The organism is Streptomyces sp. NPDC087270, from assembly GCF_044744625.1.
GTDB lineage: Bacteria > Actinomycetota > Actinomycetes > Streptomycetales > Streptomycetaceae > Actinacidiphila.
This window is the reverse complement of sequence record NZ_JBIUYR010000007.1, coordinates 39,455-53,013: the sequence shown is the minus strand read 5'-3', so window position 1 is coordinate 53,013 and position 13,559 is coordinate 39,455. Positions and strand designations below refer to the sequence as shown.

Here is a 13,559-nt window from a genome sequence, read left to right as displayed (position 1 = left end):
CACAGGGCCCCGAAGGGATGTCTCGGCCATCGCCTAGCCCTTCGCCACCGCGCGCAGCCGGTCCACCAGGTCCGCGCGCAGTTCGTCGGGGGCCACCACGACCACGTCGGGGCCGAACTCCGCGAGCCAGGCGTCCAGGCCATGCCCGTACGGGACTTCCAGCTCGTCCCAGTCCGCGTCGACCGGGGTGGTGGCGACCGCGCGGGCGCGCAGCGGGTAGCCGCTGTCCCGGCGCAGCCTGATCCGCGCGGTGGCGGCGGTGGCGCCCTCACCGGCCCAACGGGCCACGGTCTCACGGACGTCGATGTGGTCGGGCACCTCGGCGGTGAACGCCCCGCGCACCTTGACCCGGCCGGAGATCCGCGACAGCCGGAAGACCCGGACGTCGCCGCGGTCGCGGTCGTGGCCGGCCAGGTACCAGTGGCCGCGCCAGCACTCCAGCGCCCACGGCTCGACCAGCCGCGGCTCGGGCCGTACCGCGTTCGCCTTGCGGTAGTCGAAGGCGACCGCCTTGCGCTCACGGGTGGCGACCATCAGTGCCTCGAAGGCCGGCTCCGGGGCCGGAATCCGCGGCTCCAGCGCGCTGGTGGCGTCCTCGTACGGCACACCGGCCGCGCGCAGCTTCTGCAGCGCCCCGCTGGCGGCCTCGGCGAGCCGTGCCTGCTGCCAGACCTTCGCGGCCAGCGCGAGCGCGGCGGCCTCCTCCGGGTCCAGGGCGATGTCCGGCAGCCGGTTGCGGTCGCTGCGGGCGAGGTACCCGAAGTCGCCGTCGATGCTCTCCACGGTGTCGATGACCAGGCCGAGTTCGCGCAGGTCGTCCTTGTCGCGCTCGAACATCCGGTTGAACGACTCGTCCGAGGTGACCTCGTGGTACGCCTCGATCGACGCGCGCAGCTCACGCTTGCTGACCGGGCGCCGGGTGTTCATCAGGCACAGCGCAAGGTTCATCAACCGCTCAGCCTTGGCAATCGCCATCTGCAAGCCCTCCGTTTGCGCCCTCGCCGCTGACCGTACCGCTCCTGGGCGTCGACCCAAAACCGCGGCCCCCGCCGGGTGGGCGGGGGCCGCGGTCACGGGCAGCGCCCTGGGTTCACACGTGAACGTGTCCAGGTCGCCCCGGTGCGCGAGCCGAAGGGCGCGCCGGTGTCGGAAGGAAGAACACGCGCGGGCCCCGACGAAGGCGGGGCCGAGCATGATCGACCGTCGACACCGAGAGGGGGGTCAGACGGCGACCAGGTCGCAGACGAAGATCAGGGTCTCACCCGGGCGGATCGCGGCGCCGGCGCCGCGGTCGCCGTAGGCGAGGTGCGAGGGGATGGTCAGCTGGCGGCGGCCGCCGACCTTCATGCCCTGCACGCCCTGGTCCCAGCCGGCGATGACCTGGCCGACACCGAGCTGGAACTGAAGCGGCGTACCGCGGTTCCAGCTCGCGTCGAACTCCTCGCCGGTGGAGAACGCCACGCCGACGTAGTGGACGGAGACGGTGTCGCCGGCCTTCGCGACCGGGCCGTCGCCCTCCCAGATGTCCTTGACCTCCAGGTCGGCCGGCGGCTCGCCGCCCGGGAAGTCGATCTCGGGCTTGTCGATGCTCACTGCGGTGCTCCTTGTGCTGTTGCGGGCAACCTGGACAGTCTTGCAGACCTCACAGGATGGCCAGCACGTCGAGCGTGAACACCAGCGTCGCGTTCTTCGGGATGCCGCTGCCCGAGGGCGGGTTGGCACCGTAGGCGAGCGAGCCCGGCGTCACCAGCAGCACCCGGCTGCCGGCCTTCTTCCCGACCAGGCCCTGCTGCCAGCCCTGGATGAGCTGGCTCAGCTCGAAGGCCGCCAGCTCGCCGCGGCTGTAGCTGGAGTCGAACTCCTTGCCGGTGCTCCACACCTTGCCCTGGTACTGCGCCAGCACCGCGTCGGTGGACTTGATCACCGGGCCGTCGCCTTCGAGGATGTACTCGGAGACGAGCTTGGTGGGGGCCTTGACGCCCTTCGGGATGGTCAGCGACGGGATCTTGCCGTCGGTGTTGGTGCCGGACTTCGGCAGGTCCGCATTGGTCTGCGGCACCACCTTCCCGGTCGACGAGCTCTTCCCGTTGAAGCGGTTGAGCACGTCGATGACGAACACCAGCGTGTCGGTGCCCTTGATGCCGGCCTGCGAGTTGCCGCTGCTGCCGTAGCCCAGCGACGGCGGGATCGCCATCTCCACCCGGCTCTTCACCTGCTGGCCGACCAGGCCCTGGTCCCAGCCCGGGATGAGCTTTCCCTGGCCGATCACGTTGGTGTACGGGCTCTTGCCGAAGGAGGTGTCGAAGACCTTCGCGGTGTTCCAGATCTGGCCCAGGTAGTTGACCTGGACGTAGTCGCCGCTGACGATCTTCGGCCCGTCGCCCTTGATCACCGTCTTGACGGCGAGCTTGGTGGAGGGGGTGCCGGTGCCCTTGGCGATGGTCGGCTTCTGGTCGAAGGCCGTGCCCGCGGTGATCGCCGGCACCGGGCCGGAGACGATCTCCGCCTTCGGGGTCGCGGAGGTGGTCGGCGACGTGGGCGGCGTCGTCGAGGACGTCGTCGAGGGCGTCGAACTGGACTTCGCCGACCCGCTCTTGCTGTCTTTGCCGCAGCCGGCGGCGGTGAGCATGAGCGCGGGGACTGCGAGCAGTGCTGAGCGTCGGCGCACGGAGTTCCTCGTTACTGTCGTCGGGGTGGGGGGCGTGCTGGGGACTGACGGGTGGATCATGGGGGGAACACAAGTACAGCCCCATACCCTACGGCGTGCGACAGGCCCCGTACGAGATACGCACGGGGCCTGTGTGGATGCTGTGGTGGATACGCCCGGTCACCTCACACCGGTCGCATCCTTCCGGGTCACATCCCGGCGATCAGCTTCTCCACCCGGTCGTCCACCGACCGGAACGGGTCCTTGCACAGCACGGTGCGCTGCGCCTGGTCGTTCAGCTTCAGGTGCACCCAGTCGACGGTGAAGTCGCGGCGCTGCTCCTGGGCGCGCCGGATGAAGTCACCGCGCAGCCGGGCCCGGGTGGTCTGCGGCGGCACCGACTTGGCCTCGAAGATCTTCAGGTCGCTGCAGATCCGCTTGGCCTGGCCCTTCCGCTCCAGCAGGTAGTACAACCCGCGGCGGCGGTGGATGTCGTGGTAGGCGAGGTCTATCTGCGCGACCCGCGGGTGGGACATGGTGATGTTGTCGCGGTTCCGGTAGCGCTCGATGAGCTGGTACTTCATCACCCAGTCGATCTCGGTGCCGATCTTCGACAGGTCGCCGCTGCCGATCGACTCCAGGGCGCGGCCCCACAGCTCCAGGACCTGGTCGATGACACCGCTGCGGATGCCGCGGCGCTCGCAGAACTCGACGGCCTTGGAGTAGTACTCCTGCTGGATGTCGAGCGCGGACGCCTCCCGGCCGGAGGCGAGCCGGACCTTGCGGCGGCCGGTGATGTCGTGGCTGACCTCGCGGATGGCCCGGATCGGGTTCTCCAGCGTCAGATCGCGCATCACGGTGCCGGCCTCGATCATCCGCAGCACCAGGTCGGTGGCGCCGACCTTGAGCAGCATCGTGGTCTCCGACATGTTGGAGTCCCCGACGATGACGTGCAGCCGGCGGTACCGCTCGGCGTCGGCGTGCGGCTCGTCACGGGTGTTGATGATCGGACGGGACCGGGTGGTCGCCGAGCTGACGCCCTCCCAGATGTGCTCGGCGCGCTGGCTCACGCAGAAGACCGCGCCGCGCGGGGTCTGCAGCACCTTGCCCGCGCCGCACAGCAACTGACGGGTGACGAGGAACGGAATGAGGATGTCCGCCAGCCGGGAGAATTCGCCGTGCCGGGCGACCAGGTAATTCTCGTGGCAACCGTAGGAGTTGCCGGCCGAGTCGGTGTTGTTCTTGAACAGGTAGACATCACCCGCGATGCCCTCCTCGTGCAGGCGCCGCTCGGCGTCCACCAGAAGGCCCTCAAGGATGCGTTCACCGGCTTTGTCGTGCGTGACGAGTTCGGTGACGTTGTCACACTCGGGAGTGGCGTACTCCGGGTGCGAGCCGACGTCGAGATAGAGGCGGGCCCCATTGCGGAGGAAAACATTGCTGCTGCGGCCCCATGACACGACACGGCGGAAGAGGTACCGCGCCACCTCGTCAGGGGACAGACGCCGCTGTCCCCTGAACGTGCATGTGACGCCGTACTCGTTCTCCAGCCCGAAAATGCGGCGGTCCATGTCTGAACATTACGCCTGATGCGACGTGCTGAAACGGGGATCGGGGCCACGGTTTGGATCTTTTTCCGCAACACCCCGATCGGTTTCGACCTCCCGCACCGTCAGGATTCGCCCGGTCGACAGCAGTACGCCCAGCGCCACGGCACCGCACACCGCGCAAACACCGAATCCCGCGGAGGTTCCGACGTGTTGCGCGACCACCCCGGCGACCGCCGTGCCGAGCGCCGCGCCGACCCCCATCGCGGTCACCACCCAGGAGAACGCCTCCGTCACCGTGCCAGGCGGGGCGTGGCGGTCGACCACCAGGAAGCCGCACGCGAGGGTGGGCGCCAGGAAGAGCCCGGCCAGCGCGGCGAGCGGCAGCATCCAGCCCAGCGCGGGGACCAGCAGCAGCGGCGGGTAGCAGGCCGCCAGGCCCACCGCGAGCAGCCGCAGCCGCCGCTCGGGGGCGCCGTCGAACGACCGCCCGCCGTAGACGAGCCCGCCGACCAGCGCGCCGGCCCCGTTGGCGGCCAGCAGGTACGCCGCGGCGGAACCGCCGCCGTGATCGTCCCCGTAGGCGACCGCGGCCAGCGAGAAGGCGCCCAGGGCGATGCCGACGAAGAAGCAGGACCCCAGCAGCGCCAGCAGTCCGGGTGAGCGCAGCGCGCCCAGCCAGTGCGGCTCGCGGGCCTGGGCACGCCACTGCCGGGACGGCCCCGAGGTGACGACGATCAGGGTGCCCGCCACGCCGAGCAGCCCGGCGAGCACCAGCGCGGCGGCCTGCGAGGCGACCGCGACCGCTGCGGTGACCAGCAGCGGGCCGAGCGTGAACAGCACCTCCTGGGCCGCCGCGTCCAGCGCGTAGGCCCGCTGCACCTGCTCCTCGCGGTCCAGCACCATCGGCCACAGCGCCCGCAGGCCGCCTTCCAGCGGCGGCGTGGCGACCCCGGCGAGCAGCACCGCGGCGATCGCCACCGGCAGCGGGCGCGGTCCGTTGACGGCCAGCAGCGCGAAACCGGCCGCGGCCAGCAGCGCCGCCGAGGCCATCACCCGCGGCTGCCCCCGGCGGTCCACCGCCCGTCCGAGCAGCGGCTGCCCGAGGGCCACCGCGAGCCCGTAGAGCGCGGACAGGGTGCCGGCCAGGCCGTAGCCCGCGCCGTGCGCGCGCAGGAACAGCACGATCGCCAGCGCGGACATCCCGTTGGGCAGCCGTCCCAGCAGGGTCCCGCCGAGCAGCCGTACCGCGTGCCGGGCCCGCAGCAGGTCGGCGTAACCGCTCGCCATTGCCCCTCCCCCAGTCAAGTGTTACGTATAACGTCAGCGTCATACGTACCATGACGGCAGCTCACGGGTCCAGGCCGTGGGACCGGTTCCGGAAGGTGGCGGGCGGTGTGGCCGGAAGCGATCGACCCACCTCACGGGATGTGGCGCGGGTGGCCGGCGTGTCGCAGGCGACGGTGTCGCTGGTGCTCGGCGGGAAGTGGCGCGGGCGGGTCTCGGAGCGCACCGCGCTGGCGGTGCGCGCGGCGGCCGGCGAGCTGGACTACCGGCCGAACCTGGCCGCGCGCAGCCTGCGGCTCGGCCGGACCAGGACCGCGCTGCTGGTGGTGCCCGCGCTCACCCACGAGTACTTCGCCCGGGTCTACGCGGGCGCGGCGCGGGTCGCCGACGCGCACGGCTTCGGGGTGGTGCTCTACCCGTCACCCGAGGGGGTCGGCCCGGCCCGCGACCCGTTCGGCTCCGCGCGCGCCGCGATCGACGGGGTGATCGCCTCCTCCATGGCGGCGGACGCGCTCGCCGGGATCGCCGACGGCGGGCTGCCGCTGGTGATGCTGGACAGCGGGCCCGGTACGGAGGGAGGTCCACCGACCGTGGATCTCGCCGTCGCGGACGGCATCCGCCAGGTGGTACGCCACCTGGTCGGCCTCGGCCACCGCCGGATCACCCATCTCGCCGCCGACGTGGACACCTGGACGTTCCGGGTCCGCGCGCAGACGGTCCGCGAGGAGCTGGGCGGGGTGGACGGCGCGCGCCTGGCGACCGAGCGGTGCGGGCTGGATGTCCGCTCCGCGCGTGAGGCCGCGGTGCGCGCTCTCACGGCTTCCGGCGAGCGCCCCACCGCTCTCCTGTGCGACGGCGACGTTCTCGCCGCGGGCGCCTGCAAGGCCGCCCGCGGGCTCGGGTTGAGGGTGCCGGACGACGTGTCCGTTTCCGGCTTCGACGATCTGGAGCTGGCGACCGCGCTCGACCCGGAGCTCACCTCCGTCCGGCTTCCCGCGGAGGATGTGGGCGCCCGTGGAATGTCGGCGTTGCTGGCGGCGCTCGACGGGCGGCCGGTCGCCCCGGTCGAGCTCCCGGTCCAGCTTGTGGTCCGCGGTTCCACGGGGCTCCCGCCGGCGCCGTAGGGGTCCGCCGCCGGACCCGAGCACAGCACCGTCGTGGCGGGTCGCACACCTCCCCGCGCCCCCTGGAGTGGCCTCTCCTCCCGGAGGAGCCGCGCGAATTCAGGGGCGCGGGGAACGCCCTACTCCTCGTCGTCGGAGGGCTCGTCCGTTTTCGTGGTGGACGCGCTTTCGGTGTCGAGCAGGCGGGACAGTTGGCGGCCCAGAATCCGCTTGAACTTCCGCTGCTGCGGCCGGGTCCGGTCCAGCACCGCGACTTCGAGCTGCTCGGCGGTGAGCTGCCGGTCGCTGCCGCCGTTGGAGTCCCGCCCGAGCGACTCGACGGCCAGCGCCAGCGCCTCCGCGAGGGTCATCCCGTCACGGTGCCGCTGGTCGAGGTAGCTGCCGATCTGGTCGGAGTTCCCGCCGACGGCGACCGCGCCGTGCTCGTCGACGATGGAACCGTCGTGCGGCAGGCGGTAGATCTGGTCGTCCTCGGGAGCGGCACCCACCTCCGCGACGATCAGCTCCACTTCGTACGGCTTCTCGCCGACGCTGGAGAAGATGGTGCCGAGGGTCTGCGCGTAGACGTTGGCGAGGCCGCGGGCGGTGACGTCGTTCCGGTCGTAGGTGTAGCCGCGCAGGTCGGCGTAGCGGACGCCGCCGATCCGGAGGTTCTCGAACTCGTTGTACTTGCCGACGGCGGCGAAGGCGATCCGGTCGTAGATCTCGCTGACCTTGTGCAGCGCCCGGGACGGGTTCTCGGCGACGAAGACGATGCCGTCGGTGTACTGGAGGACCACGACACTGCGGCCGCGCGCGATGCCCTTGCGGGCGTACTCCGCGCGGTCCGCCATTGCCTGCTGGGGCGAAACGTAAAACGGCGTGGACACCGGCTCAACCGTGCCTTTCTGCTGTCGTCGGCGCTGCGTGGTGGGTCAAGGGGCGCGGGGGGCGCGGCGGGTGAACGGGCGTCACAGCACCTCGGCCTGCGGGCCGTCGGGGTGTTCGAGCCGGCCGTCGAGCACCGAGCGGGCGATCGCGGCGACGTCGGACTCGTCGAGCCGGCGGAAGCCGTCCTCGGTGATGACGGTGACGATCGGGTAGATCCGCCTGGTCAGGTCGGGGCCGCCGGTGGCCGAGTCGTCGTCGGCCGCGTCGTACAGCGCCTGGATGACGGCGGTGACGGTCTGCTGCTCGGTCAGGTCCTTGCGGTAGAGCTTCTTCAGGGCGCCGCGGGCGAAGACCGAACCGGAGCCGGTGGAGGCGAAGTTCGCCTCCTCGCTGCGGCCGCCGGTGACGTCGTAGGAGAAGATCCGGCCCTTGGCGCGGTCCGTGTCGTAGCCGGCGAAGAGCGGGACCACGGCGAGGCCCTGCAGGGCCATCGCGAGGTTGCCGCGGATCATGGTGGACAGGCGGTTGGCCTTGCCCTCCAGGGAGAGGGTGGCGCCCTCGATCTTCTCGTAGTGCTCCAGCTCCAGCTGGAAGAGCTTGACCATCTCGACCGCGAGGCCGGCGGTGCCGGCGATGCCGACCGCGGAGAACTCGTCGGCCGGGAAGACCTTCTCGATGTCCCGCTGGGCGATGACGTTGCCCATGGTGGCGCGGCGGTCACCGGCGAGCACGACGCCGGAGTCGAAGACGGCGGCCACGATGGTGGTGCCGTGCGGCAGTTCGACCGCTCCCTTGACCGCCGGCAGCGCGCGGTTCCCCGGCAGCAGCTCGGGCGAGTGCTCGCCCAGGAAGTCGAGGAACGACGACGAGCCGGGCGTCAGGAAGGCAGCCGGCAGATGCCCGGGCTTACGAGTGTTGGCTTCCACGCGATTCCTTCCACACGATCATGGTGTTTGCTACGGACCCTACCCATGGGCCCGGCGTCCATCCGCCCCGCGGTCCGGGGGACGCGGGGCGGACGGACGGCGAGCGGCTACTCGCCGCCCTTCTGGACGAAGGAGCGCACGAAGTCCTCGGCGTTCTCCTCCAGGACGTCGTCGATCTCGTCGAGAACCGAGTCCACGTCGTCCGAAAGCTTCTCCTGGCGTTCCTTGAGGTCGTCGGCGGCCTTGGCGTCCTCCTGGACCTCCTCGACCTCGTCCGTGGAACGCGTAGCCCGCTGCTGTCCGCCGTCGGTGTCCTTGGTAGCCATGTCCCTCACCCCGCTCGGTTGCGTGCGTACAAGATCAGACCCTACAAGGAGGGTCCGACTGCGGCCCTCGAATACGACAACGTCCGAGTGCTACGGACTTGATTCCCGGTTCTGGACCGTTTCAGCCGCGGATCATCCCCCGGACAGGATGCGGACCAGTTCCTCGGCCGTACGACAGCGGTCGAGCAGCTCTTTCACGTGGTTGCGGGTGCCCCGCAGCGGTTCGAGGGTGGGGACGCGCTGCAAGGAGTCATGGCCCGGCAGGTCGAAGATCACCGAGTCCCAGGACGCGGCGGCCACGTCGTCGGCGTACTGCTCCAGGCAGCGGCCTCGGAAGTAGGCCCTGGTGTCCTCCGGCGGCCGCTGTACGGCCCGCAGGACCTCCTCCTCGGTCAGCAGCCTCTTGATCCGCCCGCGGGCCGCCAGGCGGTTGTACAGACCCTTGTCGGGACGTACGTCGGCGTACTGGAGGTCGACCAGGTGCAGGCGGGCGGCGTCCCAGTCCAGGTTGTCGCGGCGCCGGTAGCCCTCCAGCAGCTCCAGCTTGGCCACCCAGTCCAGCTCGCCGGCCAGGCTCATCGGGTCGCTCTCCAGGCGGCCCAGGACGTCCTCCCAGCGGGCGAGCACGTCCCTGGTCTGCTCGTCGGCGTCGCTGCCGTAGCGCTCCTCGACGTACTTGCGGGCGAGGTCGAAGTACTCCATCTGAAGTTGTACAGCGGTCAACTTCCGGCCGTTGCGGAGCGTGACGAGCCGTTGCAGCCCGGGGTCGTGGGAGACCTCGTGCAGGGTCCGCACCGGCTGGTCCACCGCGAGGTCCACCTTGATGAACCCCTCCTCGATCATGGACAGCACCAGCGAGGTGGTGCCCAGCTTGAGGTAGGTGGAGATCTCCGACAGGTTGGCGTCGCCGATGATGACGTGCAGCCGGCGGTACTTCTCCGCGTCGGAGTGCGGCTCGTCGCGGGTGTTGATGATGGGGCGCTTGAGGGTGGTCTCCAGGCCGACCTCGACCTCGAAGTAGTCCGCGCGCTGGCTGAGCTGGAACCCGTCGTCGTGGCCGTCCTGGCCGATGCCGACCCGGCCCGCGCCGGTGACCACCTGCCGGGAGACGAAGAACGGCGTCAGGTGCCGGACGATGTCCGAGAACGGGGTCTCCCGGCGCATCAGGTAGTTCTCGTGGGTGCCGTAGGAGGCGCCCTTGTTGTCGGTGTTGTTCTTGTAGAGCAGGATCTGCTGGGCACCGGGCAGCTGCGCGGCGCGCACCGCCGCCTCGGCCATGATCCGCTCGCCGGCCTTGTCCCACAGCACCGCGTCGCGCGGATTGGTGATCTCCGGCGAGGAGTACTCCGGATGGGCGTGGTCGACGTAGAGCCGGGCGCCGTTGGTGAGGATCACGTTGGCGAGGCCGATGTCCTCGTCGGTGAGCTGGGTGGAGTCAGCCGCCTCCCGGGCGAGGTCGAAGCCGCGGGCGTCCCGCAGCGGGTTCTCCTCCTCGAAGTCCCAGCGGGCGCGCCGCGCCCGGTGCATCGCCGCCGCGTAGGCGTTGACGATCTGGGACGAGGTGAGCATGGCATTGGCGTTGGGGTGGCCGGGGACGGAGATGCCGTACTCCGTCTCGATGCCCATTACTCGCCGTACGGTCATGCGGCCCTCCTTGCCCTGCTCCGGCCCATCCGAGCCGAAAACACACCGGCTGCGGGTACCCGCTGGTCGGGACCCGCAGCCGGAGGGTAGTGCTTACAGATACTGTCCGGTGTTCGCCACGGTGTCGATGGAGCGTCCGGTGTCCGCCCCCTGCTTTCCGGTCACCAGGGTGCGGATGAAGACGATCCGCTCGCCCTTCTTACCGGAGATCCGCGCCCAGTCGTCGGGGTTGGTGGTGTTCGGCAGGTCCTCGTTCTCCTTGAACTCGTCGACACAGGCGGCGAGCAGGTGGTTGACGCGGAGCCCGCGCTGGTCGTGGTCGAGGAAGTCCTTGATGGCCATCTTCTTCGCCCGGTCCACGATGTTCTGGATCATCGCCCCGGAGTTGAAGTCCTTGAAGTACAGGACCTCCTTGTCACCGTTGGCATAGGTGACCTCCAGGAAGCGGTTCTCCTCGGTCTCGGAGTACATCCGCTCGACCACCGACTGGATCATGGCGTCCACGGTGCCGGCCGGGGACTGGCCGTGCTCGGCGAGGTCGTCGGAGTGCAGCGGGAGGGTGTCGAGAAGGTACTTGGTGAAGATGTCCTTGGCCGCCTCGGCGTCCGGACGCTCGATCTTGATCTTCACATCCAGGCGGCCGGGCCGCAGGATGGCGGGGTCGATCATGTCCTCGCGGTTGGAGGCGCCGATCACGATGACGTTCTCCAGTCCCTCGACGCCGTCGATCTCGGCGAGGAGCTGGGGGACGATGGTGTTCTCCACGTCGGAGCTGACACCGGAGCCGCGGGTGCGGAAGAGGGACTCCATCTCGTCGAAGAAGACGATGACGGGGGTGCCCTCGGACGCCTTCTCCCGGGCCCGCTGGAAGACCAGGCGGATCTGCCGCTCGGTCTCGCCCACGTACTTGTTGAGCAGCTCGGGACCCTTGATGTTCAGGAAGTAGCTCTTGCCCTGCGGCTGGCCGGTGACCTCGGCGACCTTCTTGGCCAGCGAGTTGGCGACCGCCTTGGCGATGAGCGTCTTGCCGCAGCCGGGCGGGCCGTACAGCAGCACACCCTTGGGCGGCCGCAGTTCGTACTCCTTGAAGAGGTCGGCGTGCAGGTAGGGCAGTTCGACCGCGTCGCGGATCTGCTCGATCTGGTTGCCGAGGCCGCCGATCTGCCGGTAGTCGATGTCGGGGACCTCTTCGAGGACCAGCTCCTCGACCTCGCTCTTGGGCACGCGTTCGTAGACGTATCCCGAGCGGGGTTCGAGCAGCAGCGCGTCGCCGGTGCGCAGGGTGCCGTCGAGCAGCGGCTCGGCGAGCCGGACCACACGCTCCTCGTCGGTGTGCCCGATCACCAGGGCGCGCTCGCCGTCCTCAAGGATCTCCTTGAGCGTGACGATGTCGCCGACCAGCTCGAACTCCATCGCCTCGACCACGTTCAGCGCCTCGTTGAGCATCAGCTCCTGGCCGCGCTTGACGTCGTCGAGTTCGACGGACGGGCTGACGTTGACCCGCAGTTTGCGGCCGCCGGTGAAGATGTCGGCGGTGCCGTCCTCATTGGCCTGGAGGAACACTCCGAAGCCGGCCGGCGGCTGCGCGAGCCGGTCGACCTCCTCCTTGAGGGCCACGATCTGGTCGCGGGCCTCGCGGAGCGTGTTCGCAAGCCGTTCGTTCTGTGCGGAGACGCCGGCCAGGTTGGTCTGCAGCTCGACGATCCTCTCCTCGAGAATCCTCGTGTGCCGCGGAGAGTCGGCGAGCTTGCGTCGCAGGACGGCGATCTCCTGCTCAAGAAAGGCGACCTGGCTCATGGGGTCTTCCGAACCACGAGCGGGTCGGCCGCCACGGTTGAATTCGTCGTCGTGGGCCGCCACGGTCCTCACCTCCTCCAAGGGGAGCTGGACGTTCCCAGACCCTACCTGGGCTGGTAGGGGTTGAAACCCCTAGATCACAAAGACGATCGCGGTGTGTCCGATCTTCACCCTTGCGTACGTCCCTTCGCCACTGAGATACCCGCCGATCTCCATCCGAAAGCCGCCGGTTGTATCGTCGTTTCGGTCAACAGCCGCCGAGGGCTGTTGCTTCCCCGATGATTCCCGAACGACGAACGGCAGGGATGGGTTCCGTGAGCGACAGCCAGGGCCAGGGCACAGCCGAGGCACTTGAGGTCTGGATCGACCAGGACCTGTGTACGGGCGACGGGATCTGCGTCCAGTACGCGCCCGAGGTTTTCGAGTTGGACATCGACGGCCTGGCGTACGTCAAGGGTTCGGACGACGAGCTGCTCCAGTCCCCTGGTGCCACCGTACCCGTACCGCTGCCGCTGCTGACGGATGTCGTGGACTCGGCCAAGGAGTGCCCGGGCGAGTGCATCCACGTGCGGCGGGCCGCCGACCAGGTCGAGGTGTACGGCCCGGCGGCGGACTGAGCGAGGGGGCCGGCCCCGGGCGGGGCCGGCCGGTGGGCCAGGGCGCCGTCAGATGGCGTTGGAGGCCGGGCCGGGCAGCGCCACGTAGCGGCCGTCGCGCCACTCCCAGGTGTAGGTGCGCTTCAGGTCGGGGCAGCAGCGCGGGGTGTCGTCGCTGGAGAAGCCGAGCACGGTGGCCTTGACGCTGTCGCCGTCGAGCCGGAAGTCGGAGATCTGCCGGTCGTCCTTGGGGTTGACCAGCGTGACCGCGATCTTGGGGGCGCCGCCCGGGTGGGCGGGCGCGGACAGGACGTACACGCCGCTGGGCGGGGTGCCGGTGTCGGAGTGGCAGCGGACCACCACGGCGGTCTCGGGGCGCCCGTCGCCGTCGAAGTCGGCGCTGACCTGCGAGATCACCTCGGCCTTGGCGCCGGGGGCGCAGGTCAGCGGGTAGGTCGCGGCGTGCGGGTCGGGGGCCGGCACCGGCGGCCCGGACGGCGCCGGCGGTCTGGCGTCGGCCTTGGGGCTGGCGTCGGCGGGCTGCACCACGGCCACGGCCGCGACCAGGGCGCCCAGGGCCGCGGCGGTGGTGATCCAGTGCACGGCGCGGCTGTGCGTGTGCGGGAGGGCCGGACCTGCGGAGGGCTGCACTCGCCTGACTCCTGGGGGGTTCTGGTCTGCGGGGGTGGCCAGCATGGTGCCACACGTCACATCGGCGCGGAACGGCGGGGTGCCGGGGTGGTCCGGTGGGGATGCCGGTGGGGGTTCTGACGGGGGCGGGCCGGAGCGGCCGGA

Annotated in this window: 13 protein-coding genes; 2 read left to right on the top strand and 11 right to left on the bottom strand. The window is 70.2% G+C overall.

Translation table 11 applies throughout. The features are described from left to right. Nucleotides 1-33 precede the first annotated feature (33 nt). From ACIPAE_RS15840 to ACIPAE_RS15820, 5 genes are all read right to left on the bottom strand, one after another. Nucleotides 34-975 (bottom strand): WYL domain-containing protein, encoded by a 942-nt coding sequence (locus ACIPAE_RS15840; protein ID WP_329371279.1) that lies wholly within the window; start codon nt 973-975, stop codon nt 34-36. A 246-nt stretch (nt 976-1,221) separates the two neighbouring features. After that, complete coding sequence (locus ACIPAE_RS15835; protein WP_328461945.1) at nt 1,222-1,593, bottom strand: FKBP-type peptidyl-prolyl cis-trans isomerase; 372 nt, start codon at nt 1,591-1,593, stop codon at nt 1,222-1,224. 49 nt (nt 1,594-1,642) lie between these two features. Beyond that, nucleotides 1,643-2,668, bottom strand: coding sequence for an FKBP-type peptidyl-prolyl cis-trans isomerase (locus tag ACIPAE_RS15830; protein ID WP_329371277.1), 1,026 nt, complete (start codon nt 2,666-2,668; stop codon nt 1,643-1,645). A 188-nt stretch (nt 2,669-2,856) separates the two neighbouring features. After that, nucleotides 2,857-4,218 (bottom strand): Pup--protein ligase, encoded by a 1,362-nt coding sequence (pafA, locus tag ACIPAE_RS15825; RefSeq protein ID WP_328461949.1) that lies wholly within the window; start codon nt 4,216-4,218, stop codon nt 2,857-2,859. Nucleotides 4,219-4,227: 9 nt separating this feature from the next. After that, nucleotides 4,228-5,484, bottom strand: a complete 1,257-nt coding sequence (locus ACIPAE_RS15820; RefSeq protein WP_402445548.1) for an MFS transporter — start codon at nt 5,482-5,484, stop codon at nt 4,228-4,230. Nucleotides 5,485-5,534: 50 nt separating this feature from the next. On the opposite strand from ACIPAE_RS15820, the gene ACIPAE_RS15815 reads away from it, so the two are divergent. Beyond that, nucleotides 5,535-6,605, top strand: coding sequence for a LacI family DNA-binding transcriptional regulator (locus tag ACIPAE_RS15815; RefSeq protein WP_402445546.1), 1,071 nt, complete (start codon nt 5,535-5,537; stop codon nt 6,603-6,605). A gap of 119 nt (nt 6,606-6,724) precedes the next feature. On the opposite strand, the gene prcA is transcribed toward ACIPAE_RS15815, so the two are convergent. The 5 genes from prcA to arc form a co-directional block, all read right to left on the bottom strand. After that, nucleotides 6,725-7,474, bottom strand: a complete 750-nt coding sequence (gene prcA / locus ACIPAE_RS15810; protein ID WP_329371272.1) for a proteasome subunit alpha — start codon at nt 7,472-7,474, stop codon at nt 6,725-6,727. Nucleotides 7,475-7,555: 81 nt separating this feature from the next. After that, entirely contained in the window at nt 7,556-8,401 is an 846-nt protein-coding gene (gene prcB / locus ACIPAE_RS15805) for a proteasome subunit beta (RefSeq protein WP_329371270.1), read from the bottom strand. Between the two features lie 107 nt (nt 8,402-8,508). Beyond that, nucleotides 8,509-8,727, bottom strand: coding sequence for a ubiquitin-like protein Pup (locus ACIPAE_RS15800; protein ID WP_328461957.1), 219 nt, complete (start codon nt 8,725-8,727; stop codon nt 8,509-8,511). A gap of 132 nt (nt 8,728-8,859) precedes the next feature. After that, entirely contained in the window at nt 8,860-10,371 is a 1,512-nt protein-coding gene (gene dop, locus ACIPAE_RS15795) for a depupylase/deamidase Dop (RefSeq protein ID WP_328461958.1), read from the bottom strand. Between the two features lie 93 nt (nt 10,372-10,464). Further along, a complete protein-coding gene (arc, locus tag ACIPAE_RS15790; RefSeq protein WP_328461959.1) occupies nt 10,465-12,231 on the bottom strand; it encodes a proteasome ATPase in 1,767 nt (588 codons plus the stop codon). A 251-nt stretch (nt 12,232-12,482) separates the two neighbouring features. Here arc and ACIPAE_RS15785 point away from each other — a divergent pair, with 251 nt between their 5' ends. Then, nucleotides 12,483-12,785, top strand: a complete 303-nt coding sequence (locus tag ACIPAE_RS15785; protein WP_328461960.1) for a ferredoxin — start codon at nt 12,483-12,485, stop codon at nt 12,783-12,785. Nucleotides 12,786-12,833: 48 nt separating this feature from the next. Here ACIPAE_RS15785 and ACIPAE_RS15780 read toward each other — a convergent pair whose 3' ends face one another. Next, nucleotides 12,834-13,415 (bottom strand): hypothetical protein, encoded by a 582-nt coding sequence (locus tag ACIPAE_RS15780; RefSeq protein ID WP_329371266.1) that lies wholly within the window; start codon nt 13,413-13,415, stop codon nt 12,834-12,836. Between the last annotated feature and the right edge of the window lie 144 nt (nt 13,416-13,559).

Coding starts and splice junctions, on each gene's coding strand:
- ACIPAE_RS15800 (WP_328461957.1), bottom strand. CDS start 8,727: ATGGCTACCAAGGACACCGACGGCGGACAGCAGCGGGCTACGCGTTCC.
- dop (WP_328461958.1), bottom strand. CDS start 10,371: ATGACCGTACGGCGAGTAATGGGCATCGAGACGGAGTACGGCATCTCC.
- pafA (WP_328461949.1), bottom strand. CDS start 4,218: ATGGACCGCCGCATTTTCGGGCTGGAGAACGAGTACGGCGTCACATGC.
- ACIPAE_RS15815 (WP_402445546.1), top strand. CDS start 5,535: ATGACGGCAGCTCACGGGTCCAGGCCGTGGGACCGGTTCCGGAAGGTG.
- ACIPAE_RS15840 (WP_329371279.1), bottom strand. CDS start 975: ATGGCGATTGCCAAGGCTGAGCGGTTGATGAACCTTGCGCTGTGCCTG.
- ACIPAE_RS15820 (WP_402445548.1), bottom strand. CDS start 5,484: ATGGCGAGCGGTTACGCCGACCTGCTGCGGGCCCGGCACGCGGTACGG.